Source organism: Ruegeria sp. G2, assembly GCF_056533505.1.
This window is the reverse complement of sequence record NZ_JBQFON010000013.1, coordinates 51,042-65,666: the sequence shown is the minus strand read 5'-3', so window position 1 is coordinate 65,666 and position 14,625 is coordinate 51,042. Positions and strand designations below refer to the sequence as shown.

Genomic DNA, 14,625 nt, shown 5'->3' with positions numbered 1-14,625 from the left:
CCTACTCTGCTTTTTGTGCTGGCTGTTTGCCGAGAATGATCATCGACAAAAGATCGTCGTCAGTGACCTCTGCGATATCGACCGTCCCGACCAATTTCCCGTTCTTCATGACCGAGGCGCGGTCACACAGCTCCATAACGGCATGCACATCGTGATCGATCAGAAATATCCCGATGCCTTGTGCCTTCAGTTGGTGAATCAGATCCGCCACCATCTGCGTTTCATGTGGCCCAAGTGCCGCTGTCGGCTCGTCCATGATCAGAATGCGTGCGTTGAAGTAGACAGCCCGAGCGATCGCCACTGATTGCCTTTGCCCACCCGACAAGGCGGAGACCGGATCATTGAACTTCTGAAAGTTCGGATTGAGCTGCGCCATTATCTTTCGGCATTCGGCCTCCATGGCTGCGTCGTTGACCAACCCGAACGGCGTCGTCATCTCGCGCCCCAGGAAAAGGTTCGAAGTCGCGTCCAAATTGTCGGCCAATGCGAGCGTCTGATAGATCGTTTCGATGTTATTCGCCCGCGCATCACGGGGATTGTCAATCTCGACCGACTTGCCATCAATCAGAATCTCGCCGTGGTCCATCTGATAGGCGCCGGACAATACCTTTATCAACGTGGACTTTCCGGCCCCGTTATGGCCTAGCAAACCGACGACTTCACCCGGATAGAGATCGACTGAAACATGGTCGACGGCTTTGATCCCACCGAATGAAATCGAGATGTCGCGCATCTCGACCAATGGCGGTGCGCCTGAACCGCGCCCAGTGCCGGAAAGTCTTTTCTGAGTATCCTGAGCTTGCATCACTTGGCCCCCAGTCGCTTACGGTAAACGATATCGATATAGACGGCCAACACGAGGACGCTGCCGACGACTATGTTCTGAAACGGTGCGTCTACGCCAACCATTGCCATGCCCGATTGCAGCGCCTGCATGATCAATGCGCCAAGGATCGCGCCGTATATGGTGCCGATGCCACCAGACAATGCGGTTCCTCCGATCACTGCAGCGGCAATAACCCGTAGTTCGTCGAGCGTACCAATGTCGTTCGAATGGTTTGCCAGACGGGCCGAGGCGACCACGGCGGATACGGCGCACAGGAATCCCATCAGCGCAAAAATCTTCACAGTCAGCAGCCGAGTGTTGATGCCCGAAAGCTCTGCCGCATCCGGGTTGCCGCCAGTAGCAAAGATGTATCGGCCGAACTTGGTTTTCCGCGCCACAATTGTCAGCGTGACGGCCACGATGATTAGGATTAGTACAGAAATCGGTATGCCGTATCCGACGACCAGCCCCTCTGGCATTGTCTCTCCGCGCGCTTCGAACATGCGTTGCAGCCGGCGCGTCGGAATGGCGTAACTGTTTACGATGTAAACGTACCCAAGGATGGCAATTGCGATTATCCCGGCCAGAGTGGCCTCGGCCCAAACAGGTTTCACAGGGAAGCCATGTGCCGCTTTTGCGCGTCGGCCACTCCACAAAGCCCAGATGGCAACCGCAGTAGCGAAAAGCCCAAACAGCCAGCTTGTCGTCGTTCCCAACGTACCGTTGGTCCCGCCAAACATCAGGAATGTACTATCCAGAGGACCAATCGTCTGGCCGCTGGTCAAATACCACGCCACGTTTCGCCAAACCAGAAATCCACCAAGCGTGACAATGAAGGCCGGTATCGTCAGGTAGCCAACCATCCAGCCATGAAACGCACCAATCAGCGTGCCGACAAACAGCCCGGCTACAATGGTGATCGCCCAAGTTGCAGGATTGTTCAATCCCATCCCAAGTATTTGCGGCAAAAGCTCGGTTTGCGTCATTGCCATTACGGCTGAGGTTGTTGCCAGCAGCGCTCCTACCGACAAATCGATGTGGCGAGTGACGATAATGAACACCATTCCGCACGCCATAATGGCCACTGAAACCGTCTGGATGGAGAGATTGAACAGGTTCCGAGGCGTCAAGAACCGTCCGTCCGTGAAGATGTTGAACCCGATACACAGGATGACAAACGCGCCGATCATTCCCAAAAGTCGCATGTCCAGTTCCAGTTGCTGGAACAGGCTGGGTTTCGCTTTTTCAGGTATCGGCTGAGACGAAGTTTCGGTCATTTCCGATCTTTCATATTCAGCATTTGCCCCAGGCCCAGACTAAGAGGCCCAGGGCTGAGTGGTTTAGTTACAAGGGGCAGGTCCGTTTTCAACGCCTTGGCAAAGATCTTCCAGCGGGATCCATCCGGCATCAACAACCACGGACAAGTTGTCCTTAGTTATTGGAACAGGCGCCAGGAAAACCGAGTTCATCTCGGTCCCACCCGGTGATGTCCAGCTAACTGCGCCTTCGACATCAGCAGGGCTTGTACCACCGCTCAATGCGACAGCGATTTCGCCAGCGGCCATTCCGAGTTCGCGAGCATCCTTCCAAACCGAAACCGTCTGCGTACCCAGTGCGACACGGTTCAATGCTGCGTGGTCGCCGTCCTGACCGGAAACCGGAATGCCTTCCATGCCCTGTGCGGTCAGCGCAGCAACAACACCGCCTGCAGTACCGTCATTCGACGCGACGACTGCATCCACGTTGTTTTCATTTGCAGTTAGGATTTGTTCCATGTTTCGCTGCGCGTTCGCGGGCAGCCAACCATCCGTATAGGCTTCGCCAACGATTACGATATCACCGCTGTCGACGGCTGCTCCGATGATCTCTTGCTGACCACCGCGCAGGAAATCTGCGTTCGGATCAGTAGGAGAGCCCTTGATCATCACGTAGTTACCCTTGGGCATGGCTTCAAAAACAGCCCGGGCCTGCATTCTGCCGACTTCCACGTTGTCGAAGGTCAGATAGAACGCGCGGTCGTCCTCAATCAGGCGATCATAAGCAATGACCGGAATACCTTCGTCCGCCGCAGCCTGAACAGCCGGACCGATTGCCTGCGCGTCCTGCGCCAGAATGATAAGCGCGTCCACGCCCTGGGCGATCAGGCTTTCAATGTCCGAAAGCTGCTTTGCGGAAGACGATTGCGCGTCTGCCGAAATGTACTCGGCACCGCCAGCTTCAAGTGCCGATTTTATGGCCGCCTCATCCGTTTTCCAACGTTCTTCCTGAAAGTTCGACCAGCTTACGCCGACCACTGGCTCTGCGAATGCGGTCGAAGCCAACAAAGTGGCCACAGCCGAAAAGCTGAGAATTCTTTTCATGATTTCCTCCCATTTGCCGAGCCATCGCATTTCGATTCGCGGCTCTCACAAATTTCAATACCATATTTATTTCAGTCGGTAAAATATTTACTCTACAAGAGGCAGTCAAATTCAAATAGATTGGACCAACAGCAAGATTCGCGAGGACAAAATGCTGAAAAGCAAAGCCTCTCCGGTTTCTTTGGAACAAAGAAATACGACCCGCATACGGGTATTGGAGCACATCAGAGCCAAGGGGTCCGTCTCGCGGATCGATATTGCATCCGCCTTGCAAACCAGCCCTGCGACCGTCACCGCAGCCACGGCTGATCTCATCTCGGCCGGGTTGGTCAAAGAGACTGAAAGCCAGGCACAGTCCAAGTCGGGAAAGAGAGGCAGACCCAGAGTATTGCTGCAATTGGACGGCCAGATGCACCTTGTGGCCGGTCTAAAGGTGGCTCGGCAAGTGATCTCAGTTATCTTGGTCGACTTTGAAGGTAACGAAGTCGCATCCCATAAGTATGCTCTGGACCACGCCAGAATGTCGCCGCAAGAATTTGTATCGGCGATCCGCGAAGCACTTGAAGAAACCTGCAGTCAGATCGACCGTTCCGTCGCACATTTGGCAGGTGTTTCTATCGGGGTGGCCGGACTGGTCGACGCAAACAGGAATTTTGTCCACTGGTCTTCTTCAATTACCGAGAGAAATATTGACTTCAGCCACCTGCTTTCAAATAAACTGCCCTGCCCCGCATTCGTTGACAACGATGCCAATCTTGTCGCCAAGGCCGAACAGCTTTTTGGCTTGGGCAAGGGTTTAGAGAACTTCCTCGTTGTTACGATCGAACACGGTGTTGGCCTTGGCATCGTATTGGACGGCAAACTATACCGTGGAGAACGAGGCTGTGGCGCTGAGTTTGGGCACACCAAAGTTCAGCTTGACGGGGCCCTTTGCCAATGCGGTCAACGCGGGTGTCTTGAAGCCTATGTGGGTGACTATGCTCTGCTCCGTGAGATGACAGTCACCGGTCATACCAACGACATGGACTCCGTTTCCGAAATACATGACCGCGCCAACTCAGGCGACGACAGAGCTTCGTCGGTGCTTGCCCGCGCAGGTCAGATGTTTGGCCTCGGAATTTCCAACCTGATCAACTTGTTTGACCCAGAGTGCATTATCGTCTCGGGGGCACAAATGAGCTTTGAACATTTGTGTTCCAGCGAAGTTATGACCCGCATTCGGAACGGCGTTGTGAATGTCGATGCACCTTTGCCCCAGATCAAAGTTCATCACTGGGGCGACATGATGTGGGCCAAAGGGGCAGCAGCCTATGGAATTGAGCAAGTCTCGATTCTAAAGGTCAAGGAGCTGACGTCGAATGCGCCTTGAGTTTGCGATAATTGCGGCTTTGGCCACAGTTGCGAATGCGGGCGCTGATACTCCTGAATTTAAAAAGATGGATGTGCCAAGACACGTCTATGATGGCGGGTGGGAGCATTTTGTCGGCGGTGGTGTGGCCGTTTTCGATTGCAATGGGGACTCGCTGCCAGAACTCTTTTTGGCTGGCGGTTCCAACCGGTCTCAACTGTTCATCAATACCTCGAAGGAACAGATAGCATTTCAGGCAAAGACGCCTGAAGATCTTTCGCTGGCCGGTGTGTCCGGCACCTACCCTCTTGATGTTGATAGCGACGGCGTAATGGATCTGGCGATTTTGCGTGTTGGCCCAGACCTGCTTCTTCGGGGCCATCACGACTGCCAATTCAGCCCTTTCACTGAACTCGGGTTTCAGTCCGAGGATCACTGGACCACAGGGTTCTCGGCAACATGGGAAAGCGGGCAAACGTTACCGACCTTGGCGTTTGGCACCTATGTTGATCGGTTTGATCCCGAAGGTCCTTTTGAATCCTGCGGACCAACCCTTTTGTACCGCCCAGAAGGCGACTTGTATCACGAGCCACTGCATCTTGAGCCCGGCTACTGCTCACTTTCTATTTTGTTTTCGGACTGGGCTCGAACTGGCCGCGCTGATCTTCGCATCAGCAATGACCGTCACTACTATGTTCGCGGCGGTCACGAGCAGTTATGGGCGATGGAGCCTGAGCCTCGGCAATACTCGGAAGACGAAGGCTGGCTTCCATTTTCGATCTGGGGAATGGGGATCGCCTCTCGCGACCTTACAGGAGATGGATTTCCCGAAGTTTATCTGACTTCGATGGGTGACCAGAAACTCCAGATTTTTGACCCAGTGACAAACGGACCGACCTGGCGCGATGCAACTTACGATAAGGGTACGACCGCTCATAGACCGCATATCGGTGGAGACGGAAGGCCATCCACCGGGTGGCACGCACAGTTTGGCGACGTCAACAACGACGGCCGGGACGATATATTCGTGGCCAAGGGAAACGTAGAACAGATGCCCGATGCGGCTCTGAACGATCCCAATAACCTACTACTACAGAACTCCAACGGTCAGTTTATTGAAGCTGCAGCAGATACCGGTGCTGCTTCGATGGCTAAGTCTCGTGGCGCGGCGCTTGCTGACCTGAACAACGATGGGAAGCTGGATCTGGTGGTCGTCAACCGAGGTTCTGAGCTCGAAGTCAGTCAGAACACTTCACCAGGTGGAGATTGGCTCTTGCTGGATGTCGCTCAGGATCAATCCAATCGCGCAGCAATTGGTGGATTTATTGAGGTTGTAACTTCGCAAGGCGGTCAGACCCGCGAACTTACAGTCGGCGGCGGCCACGCAGGTGGTATCGCCGGTTTTCATCATTTTGGACTTGGGAAGGAAGACAAGGCGAAGGTTCGAATGATCTGGCCGGATGGAGCGAAAAGCGAGTGGCGGGAATACCCCTCCAACCAAATCATCCGAATTCGACGCTGATTACTTGTCGACCGGCAGCCCGCTTGGAACTTGGTCAGGTACACCTAGTCGCTGTGCCGGATCCTCAAGACTTTTAAGAAAACTGAGAAGAGCGTCAATTTCCTGATCCGTCAGCCTTACTTTCGACAAGCTGTTGCTTTTGGCAATCGCACCCAAGTTCTGATTATCCGACATTGCTCTTTGGTCGTCAGAGCTGGGGAAGTCCGGCAAGGTGGCCATCTCGATCGAGTAGTTTCGCAAGGACGCTACCGGGTCCAGATGGTGGCGCACAATATCTTCAAGGTCGGCATAAGCTCCGTTATGTCCGTACGGAGCTGTCAGTGTCACGTTGCGCAAAGATGGCGTGCGGAAAGCAAACGCGTCGTCGGGATCACCGGTCACGCGAAGACGCCCGTCGTCCCTGACATGGTTTTCAAATCGCGCCGCCTTTCCCGGGCCGATCTGCGGCATTGCAATCGAATGAAACTTGTGATCGGTCTGGAACCAGCCCGAGTGGCAGTTGCTGCAACCAGCTTTTCCATAAAACAAGCCCATCCCAATCTCGGCTTCTTCTGAAAGCGCGGCCTCACCTCGCATCGTGCGATCGAACGGGCTGTTATCCGCACGCCACTCGAATGCGATAAAGTCCGCGATTACATTGGCAATTGCCGTGAACGTAATTCCATCATCCGGCGCTAAGTCCTCAAACCTCTGCTCGTACTCTGGAATGGCCGCAACACGTTCTGCAATCAGATCCCACGCACCGCCTTGCTGTGTTAGAAATCCGAGGCGAACCGCTTTGCTCACGTCATTCTCAGAATAGTGACCCGCCATTTCGTCTGGCGACAAAACCGGGAACATGGCCTGTGCGGCCAGCGCTGAATTGAAACCAGACCGCATATGAGTACCCAACGGGGTTCTGATACCATCAGGTTGCGTTGGGTCTGCCTCTAGTCGCCCATCGTGGAAAAACGTCGTGAACTCAGTGGCTCCGAGGTTCCAAAGCCCTGGTGAGTTTCGAGGAATACGTTGTTCCGGGGTGTTCTCTGGGTCCAATGTCCGCTCTGGACCCAACCCAATTCCCCCTTCCCCGATACCAAGGGAAACACCGTCGGACGTGCCAAGCCTGGGATGATGACAGGTCGCGCAGCTGATATTCTTGTTGCCAGACAAGATCGGGTCATAAAACAGCAAACGCCCCAGCTCAGCACTTGCAAAGTCGGGTTCGAGGAACTCCGGCAAAGGACCAAGCGATTGGGCACCCGCGCCACCCACCACAGAGATTGCTAATCCGAAAGCCAAGAATAGCGAAACTGCTCTCATGTCATTCCTCAGAAACTTCTAGATTAAGTTCCTGCCGGTACGGATTCTCCGGAGTATAGATGATTGAAGGAAACGACGAGGTATTCGGTGCGTTGGGATAACCCGATGGCTCGAAACACACTCCACGCGAAGCGCGAAGCGGTTTTGTCATCTCATAGCCCGAATAGACCTGTGCTCCGGGTTGGTCTGAGTAGACGGTCAACGCAAGGCCAGAGAGTGAAGTGATTTCCGCCACCGGAGTTTTTGGGTCGCGATCATGATCAAAACAGAAATAGTAATCGATCCCTTCCGAAACACTGCCAATCGTATTGGCCGTTGAAAAGTCCAACCCGTTTTCGTTGGTCGCAAGCACTCTGCCCGACGGAACACCCTGATCGTCGATTTCCAGATACCAATTTGAAGCGAGTTTCAGCTTATGTTCGTCTATGCCTCCTGCAGCACCCAAAGTGTAGTAGTTATGCTGCGCAATGCTAATCGGCGTCGGCCGGTCAGGCTGTGCAGATATTGAATAGACCAACCGTTGACCCTGGAGGCAGATCCTGACCTCGAAGCTGATCTCCCCTGGAAAGCCGCCCTCCCCGTCGCGAGAAACATAGCTCAGAAAGACTTCATTCTGTGCAATCTGTTTGAGGTCCCAAAACTGCTTAGACAGCCCATCGTCGCCGCCATGTAGGGTGTTTTTTCCCTCGTTGGCGTTCAGTTCAAAACTAGCGCCCTCCAAGTCAAACTTCGCGCCGCTGATCCGGTTGGCAACACGCCCTACAATTGCGCCCAGGTAACGCGTATCGGTGAGATACGCAGTTGGATCGTCAAACCCAAGGATGAGCGGCACGTCCTTGTACCACCAACCCTGCGTGATCGCCCCATAGTTCAAAACCGAAACGCGCATATTCCCATCGGTAAGAATAGCTGTTTCAATCTGATAGGGCTTACCCGTTTCTAGCTTCATCTTAATGCCAGCGGCGCAAGCGCCTGATAGAATTGCCTATATCTCCGGTATTCGTTTTCGTAGGCATCAATCAGGTCGCCTCGTGGTTCAATGCGTTCCCGAATTTCCGGCGGCGTCATAACTTGCGCCGGTTCAGCGCCGTTGACAGCACATAGCGCGAGTCGCGCAGCGCCCAAAGCGGCACCGAATTCGCTGCCTTTTGGCATTTCCAGTGGAACTTGCAAAACAGTAGCTAAGGTTTCCAGCCAGAACTGAGATCGTGCACCTCCCCCTACTGCCATAAGGCTATTTGGCTGGGTTCCGGTGCTCTTCAGTGCTTCCAGGCAATCTCTCATTCCAAAAGAAACACCCTCCATTACAGACTGGGTCAACTCAGCGGGCTCCGACGAGATGTCCACACCCAAAAACGCGCCACGAATATGGCTATTGTTATGCGGCGTCCGTTCTCCTGACAGATATGGCAGGAACGTGATCGCAGAAGGTCCGTTCAATTTTCCCGGCATAGATGCAGCGAGTCTTTCCACAGGTTCACCCAAATTGCGAGAAAGCCAATTCATGCTGTTCGTTGCTGACAACATGACGCCCATTTGTATCCATCGATCCGGGACTGCGTGGCAAAAGCAGTGCACGGCGGTTTCCGGATCCGGAGCATAGGCTTCCCGCGCAACGAGCAACACACCAGACGTCCCAAGAGAGACAAACCCGGTGCCGTCGTTGATGCTCCCTATACCGCAGGCAGCGGCAGCATTGTCGCCGGCACCACCAGCCACGACAACCGGATTCGAAAGCCCCCAATCCTGTCTCAAACGGACCTTCAACTCTCCACCCCGATCACTGCCCTCAACCAAGCTCGGCATCTGCTCGGCGCGCATGTGACCTATGGCTAGTGCCTTTTCTGACCACTGCCGAGTGTCAACGTCCAGCCAGGATGTTCCTGCGCTGTCAGACATGTCCGAAACATACTCGCCAGTCAGCCAAAACCGCAAATAATCTTTCGGCAGCAATACCTTGCCCACCTTTGAGAATACATCCGGCTCATTCGCGCGCAACCATTCGAGTTTCGGCGCCGTAAACCCCGGGAATACGATGTTTCCCGATATTGCGCGCATCTCTGGTGTTTGATCTAGTGTCCGCGCTTCGTCGGCTGACCGAGTATCATTCCAAAGAATACAGGGCCTCAATATTTCGCCATCAAGATCCAGTAGTGTAGCGCCGTGCATGTGTCCGCTTAGGCCAATACCTCGCAATTTTGAGAACGCTTGCCGGTTGCCGACGCGAAGCTTCCCAACAACCTCTTCGCAAGCGTTGGTCCAATCCAAAGGATCCTGCTCAGACCAACCAGGCTTGGGTGTCGAAGTGGAAATGCTGACTTCGGCATCACCGACAACGTGTCCTGTGTCATCTACCAGAATCCCGCGGAGACCTGACGTTCCCAAATCCAAGCCCAGATACATTGAGCACCACCTGTCTAAATATTTTAATGGCTAAAATTTATTGAAACAGGGATCTTGTCAAGGCTCCGTAAAAGGAGTGCCCTCCAATCGTATCTGGATCAGAAAACACGAACGCGACGTCCTTCGATACCCTGGACAGCCAAAAGAAAGACTGAGCAAGAGTTGGGTTAAATCGTCTGACCGAACATGGCGCAAACCTCTTAGAAAAGCCACTTTGGCAAGAGGCAAGGTCTAAGCGAGTATTTCCCCAGTTTGACCGACAGCTAGCGTTCCACCATTAACCACTTCGACATAGACGCCCATATCCATATGGCCCATCAATTTCCGAATAAGGTAGGGTATTTTCAAGTCGCGCTCGGCCGTTTTCGGGTTCACTTCAGTTGCTGCACACCTTTTTGTACGTGAGAGTATCTTCAACTCGACATCGCCAAATCTTAAAACTGATCCAACTGCATCCAGCTCAGCAAACGAAGGTAATCCGTCTATCTCAATATTCGCTCGGAAGCGCGTCGGGTGGATTTCTGCGTTCAGTTGTTCGCCCAACTTTTTCACAGAGGCCAGATTCAAAACGGATATCGCGTTCATCATTTGCGGTGATACGACAGATACATCTGTAAACCTATGAGGAGTAGAAGAGACAAACTTTGGCAGCTCTGGATCTTTTAAATCGATCTCTGAAGAAAGAAACTCTGCCGCCTTCTCACGATCTTCAGACTCTCGCATATCAAAGCGTCGTATCTTTCCGTTCGCATTGATCTCAAGTGCCTGGGACTCAATCTCAAAATCGGTCTGAATGCCTGCCAGTGCAGCCTCATTCAACAAAACGACAAAACGATCTTTCGACAGTGGCATTGGGTTCTGCATGTCGAAACCGGAGTTGTAGCGAGCAAATCCGAACAGGCGATCGCCCGGAATGCCATCTCCTACTCGCAGCGTCACAGTGCGCATAGGCTCGGGACTCAAGCCTTTTATAGGGTAGCGGTTCAATCGGACGATGGAGAGATTGCTCATACGTCTGCACCTGACCAAAAAGAGTTATGCACGGTCCCGAATTGTCCGCGCTGTTTGACGCTATCTCGAATTCTCAAAGGTATCGACCAAATAATATTTGAGCGCTTCAGAAGCAGGTTAGCTGAGCCTGTTGGCTGCATGACGGCTGCGCCCATTTAAGTCGATATGACCATTCGATACCTCGCCACCGAAAATACATTCGCCTCAAAGCCAATGAGTAATTTCTTTATGAATCAATTGCTAAGAGAAAAAATGGCTATCTCTTCCGATTTTTTTGAGGTACGAACCTCAAAAATATCTGGACTTGAGGTGCGTACCTCAAATAGCCTTGGATGTATGCCGCGATTCGCACATCCTCGATTGACGGCGCAAAAAGGGAGGAATGGATGACTTACACAAAACTGGCCTCGACCAGCGCAATAGTCCTTGCCGCTACTACTCTTTCTACCAAGGCAAATGCTGAAGATCTGACGCTCTGTTGGGCTGCATGGGACCCGGCCAACGCGCTTGTTGAGCTATCAAAAGAATTTGAAGCAGAATCCGGCCACACCATGAACTTCGAATTTGTTCCTTGGCCAAATTTTGCGGACCGGATGCTGAACGAGCTGAATTCTGGGGGTAAGCTCTGCGACCTACTGATCGGTGATAGCCAATGGATTGGCGGTGGCGCTGAGAATGGTCATTATGTCCAGCTGAACGAGTTCTTTGATGCTGAAGGCATCAGCATGGACGATTTCGCGCCGGCCACTGTTTACGCTTACTCGACCTGGCCTAAGGGCACACCAAATTACTACGCGCTGCCTGCGATGGGCGATGCAAACGGCTGGTTCTATCGCAAGGACTGGTTCGAAAACCCCGAAATCCAAGCCGCATACAAAGAAGCAACTGGTCAGGACCTTCGTGAACCTCAGTCTCAGAAAGAATTGCTGCAGATTGCGCAGTTCTTCCAAGGTCGTGAAATCGACGGCAAGACAGTCTATGGCGCCGCAATTTTTACCGAGCGCGGCTCGGAAGGGATCACCATGGGTGTGACCGGAGCGCTGTATCCTTGGGGCTTCAAATACGAAAACACCCCGGGCTCATATGACATGGAAGGCGCGGTAAACTCTCCCGAAGCGGTTGAGGCACTGGAATTCTACAAGGAGTTCTACAAAACGGCGACGCCTCCGGGATATACCAACTCTTACATGGGTGAGAGCTTGGACGCCTTTAAGTCCGGTCAGGTCGCCATGGCTATGAACTGGTTTGCGTTCTTCCCTGGTCTTTATGCCGACCCCAATACTGGCGGTGACAAGATCGACTTCTTCGTGAACCCACCACAAAATCAGGCAGGTTCGACACTGGGCGGACAAGGTATTTCTGTCGTCAGCTACTCTGACAAACAGGACGCCGCACTTGAGTACATTAAGTGGTTTGCACAGCCGGAAGTTCAGGCCAAATGGTGGGAGCTCGGCGGCTACTCGGCGCATAATTCCGTACTGGAAGATCCTGGTTTCGTAGACAGCCAACCGTTTGCCGGCGACTTCCTTGAAGCAATGGGAGGTGTACAGGATTTCTGGCAAGAGCCTGCCTATGCGGAACTGCTGCTGGCAATGCAGAAACGCATCCACGACTACGTGGTTGCCGACCAAGGTACAGCTCAAGAAGCGCTTGATCTTCTAATCGAAGATTGGACGGAAGTCTTTGAAGACGAAGGCAAGCTGTAGTCCGACGCAGACAGGAGCGGGTGCAAACCCGCTCCACCTTCACCCGTGAGTCCTAAACCAACAAGAACTGGCAAAGAGATGTCTGACAGGACAATAGATCGCGTTGCGCAGGCAACGCCCGAGCGAGTTGCGCGAAAGATCCGAGGATTATCCGACCGCGCGATCGCCTGGATATTCATCTCCCCAACGATCTTTCTTTTGCTGGCGATCAACATCTTTCCGTTGATCTGGACCATCCAATTGAGCTTTACCAACTACAAGGCCAACCGGATCGGGCGTGAAGTCAAAGATGTCGGCCTCAGGAATTACGAGCGTATCCTGACGGACTCGGACACCTGGCTAAATATGCAGGCGACGGCGCATTTCCTGTTCTGGACGATCTTTTTCCAGGTCCTGATCGGGTTTACTCTGGCGTGGTTGATCAACAAGAAATTCAAGGGCAACGATCTTTGGACCACGATTATCGTGCTGCCAATGATGCTGTCCCCGGCGGTTGTCGGGAACTTCTGGAAGTTCCTGTATCAACCTCAAATCGGACTGTTTAACTACATCGTGTCCTGGTTTACCGGCAAGGACCCGTCGAGCTTTGAAATGCTGGGATCCGTGACGTTGGCTCCGTGGGCGATCGTGATTGTCGACACCTGGATGTGGACCCCCTTCGTGATGCTGATCTGTCTGGCCGGTCTGCGCAGCATTCCCGATTACATCTACGAGGCGGCTGAAATCGACAGGGCCAGCAAGCTGCGACAGTTCTTTACGATTACCATCCCGATGGTGCTACCATTCCTGATGCTGGCCGTGCTGTTTCGAGGCATAGAGAACTTCAAGATGTTCGACCTGGTTGTTCAGCTAACCGGCGGAGGCCCCGGTTCTGTAACGGAACTCACTTCGATCAACCTGAAGCGCGAAGCCTTTGAGAAATGGCGTACGGGCTATGCGTCAGCCTATGCGATCATCCTTTTCGTCACCGTGTTCGGCCTCGCGTCGATCTACGTCAAAGCCCTGAACAAGGTGAAACAGAGATGAGCAGTTTTTCCGTCGCCGAACCTTCGAACCGGTCCAAGTGGATCGCAGGCTTCCTGGTAATTACTTATGCGCTGATCACGATGATCCCGCTGGTTTGGATTTTGCTGACTGGCTTCAAGTCCCCGGCCGATGCGATCAGTTACCCGCCCAAAGTGGTCTTTGACCCCACGCTTGAAGGCTACGTTAATCTCTTCACCACACGAACACGGCAAACGCAGGAATTTCTGGAAGCAAACCCACCGCAGAACTGGGCCGATGAGATCGTGCGCCAATACGACATGGTGATTGTCGGGCCATCCAAGTTCGGGGAACGCTTTATGAATTCGGTGATCATCGGATTTGGCTCAACGTTCTTGAGTATCTTCCTTGGCACGCTGGCGGCCTATGCCTTCAGCAGGTTTAAAGTACCGCTTAAGGACGATCTACTATTTTTCATCCTCAGTACAAGGATGATGCCCCCGGTCGCCGTCGCCATCCCAATATTCCTGATGTTCAGAAACCTTGGTCTCAGCGACACGCATTTGGGAATGATCCTGCTGTATACGGGCGTGAATATTTCCTTGGCGGTTTGGTTGCTGAAGGGTTTCATCGACGAAATCCCAAGAGAGTACGAAGAGGCCGCCCTCATAGATGGCTACACGAGATTTCAGGCCTTCTACAAAGTGGTGCTGCCGCAAGCCGCAACCGGCATAGCCTCAACAGCTATCTTTTGCCTGATCTTCGCCTGGAATGAGTACGCGTTTGCCGTGCTGCTGACATCCGCGAATGCGCAGACTGCGCCACCGTTCATCCCGACCATTATTGGTATTGGCGGCCTGGACTGGCCTGCTGTGGCGGCAGGTGCCACGATCTTCCTGATCCCCGTCATGATTTTCACCATCCTGATGCGCAAACATTTGCTGCGTGGGATCACATTCGGAGCCGTGCGCAAATGAGCGATTTTCTAACCGGATTGATGCGGCTCCGCCGCGGCCCGTGGGAGATGGTCGCAACCATCCTTATCGCACTGGGAGTCTTCATGCTGATGCAGCCCTTTGTCCTTTGGGGCTTCACCTATTCCTTCATCGTCACGCTGATCGGAACCGTCATGTTCATCATCGTCAGTCATTTCCCGGAGTAGA

13 protein-coding genes are annotated in these 14,625 nt (G+C 53.3%); 6 read left to right on the top strand and 7 right to left on the bottom strand.

Annotation, left to right across the window (positions count from 1 at the left end):
• Position 1: 1 nt before the first annotated feature.
• The 3 genes from ACR0DU_RS19445 to xylF form a co-directional block, all read right to left on the bottom strand.
• Positions 2-805, bottom strand: a complete 804-nt coding sequence (locus ACR0DU_RS19445; protein WP_480876808.1) for an ATP-binding cassette domain-containing protein — start codon at positions 803-805, stop codon at positions 2-4.
• Positions 805-2,103: a sugar ABC transporter permease gene (locus tag ACR0DU_RS19440; protein ID WP_480876805.1), complete on the bottom strand. Its 1,299-nt coding sequence runs from the start codon at positions 2,101-2,103 to the stop codon at positions 805-807. Before ACR0DU_RS19440 ends, ACR0DU_RS19445 begins: the two co-directional genes overlap by 1 nt.
• Before the next feature lie 63 nt (positions 2,104-2,166).
• Entirely contained in the window at positions 2,167-3,186 is a 1,020-nt protein-coding gene (gene xylF / locus ACR0DU_RS19435; RefSeq protein ID WP_480455245.1) for a D-xylose ABC transporter substrate-binding protein, read from the bottom strand.
• A 151-nt stretch (positions 3,187-3,337) separates the two neighbouring features.
• Here xylF and ACR0DU_RS19430 point away from each other — a divergent pair, with 151 nt between their 5' ends.
• Together ACR0DU_RS19430 and ACR0DU_RS19425 are read left to right on the top strand one after the other, a co-directional pair.
• A complete protein-coding gene (locus ACR0DU_RS19430) occupies positions 3,338-4,555 on the top strand; it encodes an ROK family transcriptional regulator (RefSeq protein ID WP_319544325.1) in 1,218 nt (405 codons plus the stop codon).
• A complete protein-coding gene (locus ACR0DU_RS19425; RefSeq protein ID WP_480876802.1) occupies positions 4,545-6,056 on the top strand; it encodes a CRTAC1 family protein in 1,512 nt (503 codons plus the stop codon). The genes ACR0DU_RS19430 and ACR0DU_RS19425 overlap by 11 nt, the downstream gene beginning before the upstream one ends.
• Here the strand turns inward: ACR0DU_RS19425 and ACR0DU_RS19420 are convergent, their stop codons facing one another.
• From ACR0DU_RS19420 to ACR0DU_RS19405, 4 genes are all read right to left on the bottom strand, one after another.
• Positions 6,057-7,358 (bottom strand): cytochrome-c peroxidase, encoded by a 1,302-nt coding sequence (locus ACR0DU_RS19420; RefSeq protein ID WP_480876799.1) that lies wholly within the window; start codon positions 7,356-7,358, stop codon positions 6,057-6,059.
• Between the two features lies 1 nt (position 7,359).
• The gene (locus tag ACR0DU_RS19415) at positions 7,360-8,307 is read right to left on the bottom strand and encodes an aldose epimerase family protein (protein WP_480876796.1); all 948 of its coding nucleotides are present in this window, start codon (positions 8,305-8,307) and stop codon (positions 7,360-7,362) included.
• On the bottom strand, positions 8,304-9,761 hold the full coding sequence (xylB, locus tag ACR0DU_RS19410) for a xylulokinase (protein ID WP_480876793.1): 1,458 nt from the start codon (positions 9,759-9,761) through the stop codon (positions 8,304-8,306). Before xylB ends, ACR0DU_RS19415 begins: the two co-directional genes overlap by 4 nt.
• Positions 9,762-9,992: 231 nt before the next feature.
• Positions 9,993-10,772, bottom strand: coding sequence for an MOSC domain-containing protein (locus ACR0DU_RS19405; RefSeq protein ID WP_480876790.1), 780 nt, complete (start codon positions 10,770-10,772; stop codon positions 9,993-9,995).
• 386 nt (positions 10,773-11,158) lie between these two features.
• Between ACR0DU_RS19405 and ACR0DU_RS19400 the strand changes: the two genes are divergently transcribed.
• From ACR0DU_RS19400 to ACR0DU_RS19385, 4 genes are all read left to right on the top strand, one after another.
• A complete protein-coding gene (locus ACR0DU_RS19400) occupies positions 11,159-12,478 on the top strand; it encodes an ABC transporter substrate-binding protein (RefSeq protein ID WP_029622076.1) in 1,320 nt (439 codons plus the stop codon).
• A gap of 78 nt (positions 12,479-12,556) precedes the next feature.
• A complete protein-coding gene (locus tag ACR0DU_RS19395) occupies positions 12,557-13,504 on the top strand; it encodes a carbohydrate ABC transporter permease (protein ID WP_010442362.1) in 948 nt (315 codons plus the stop codon).
• Positions 13,501-14,439, top strand: coding sequence for a carbohydrate ABC transporter permease (locus tag ACR0DU_RS19390; RefSeq protein WP_480876785.1), 939 nt, complete (start codon positions 13,501-13,503; stop codon positions 14,437-14,439). Before ACR0DU_RS19395 ends, ACR0DU_RS19390 begins: the two co-directional genes overlap by 4 nt.
• Entirely contained in the window at positions 14,436-14,624 is a 189-nt protein-coding gene (locus ACR0DU_RS19385) for a hypothetical protein (RefSeq protein ID WP_480876782.1), read from the top strand. Before ACR0DU_RS19390 ends, ACR0DU_RS19385 begins: the two co-directional genes overlap by 4 nt.
• The last annotated feature ends 1 nt before the right edge of the window (position 14,625 follow it).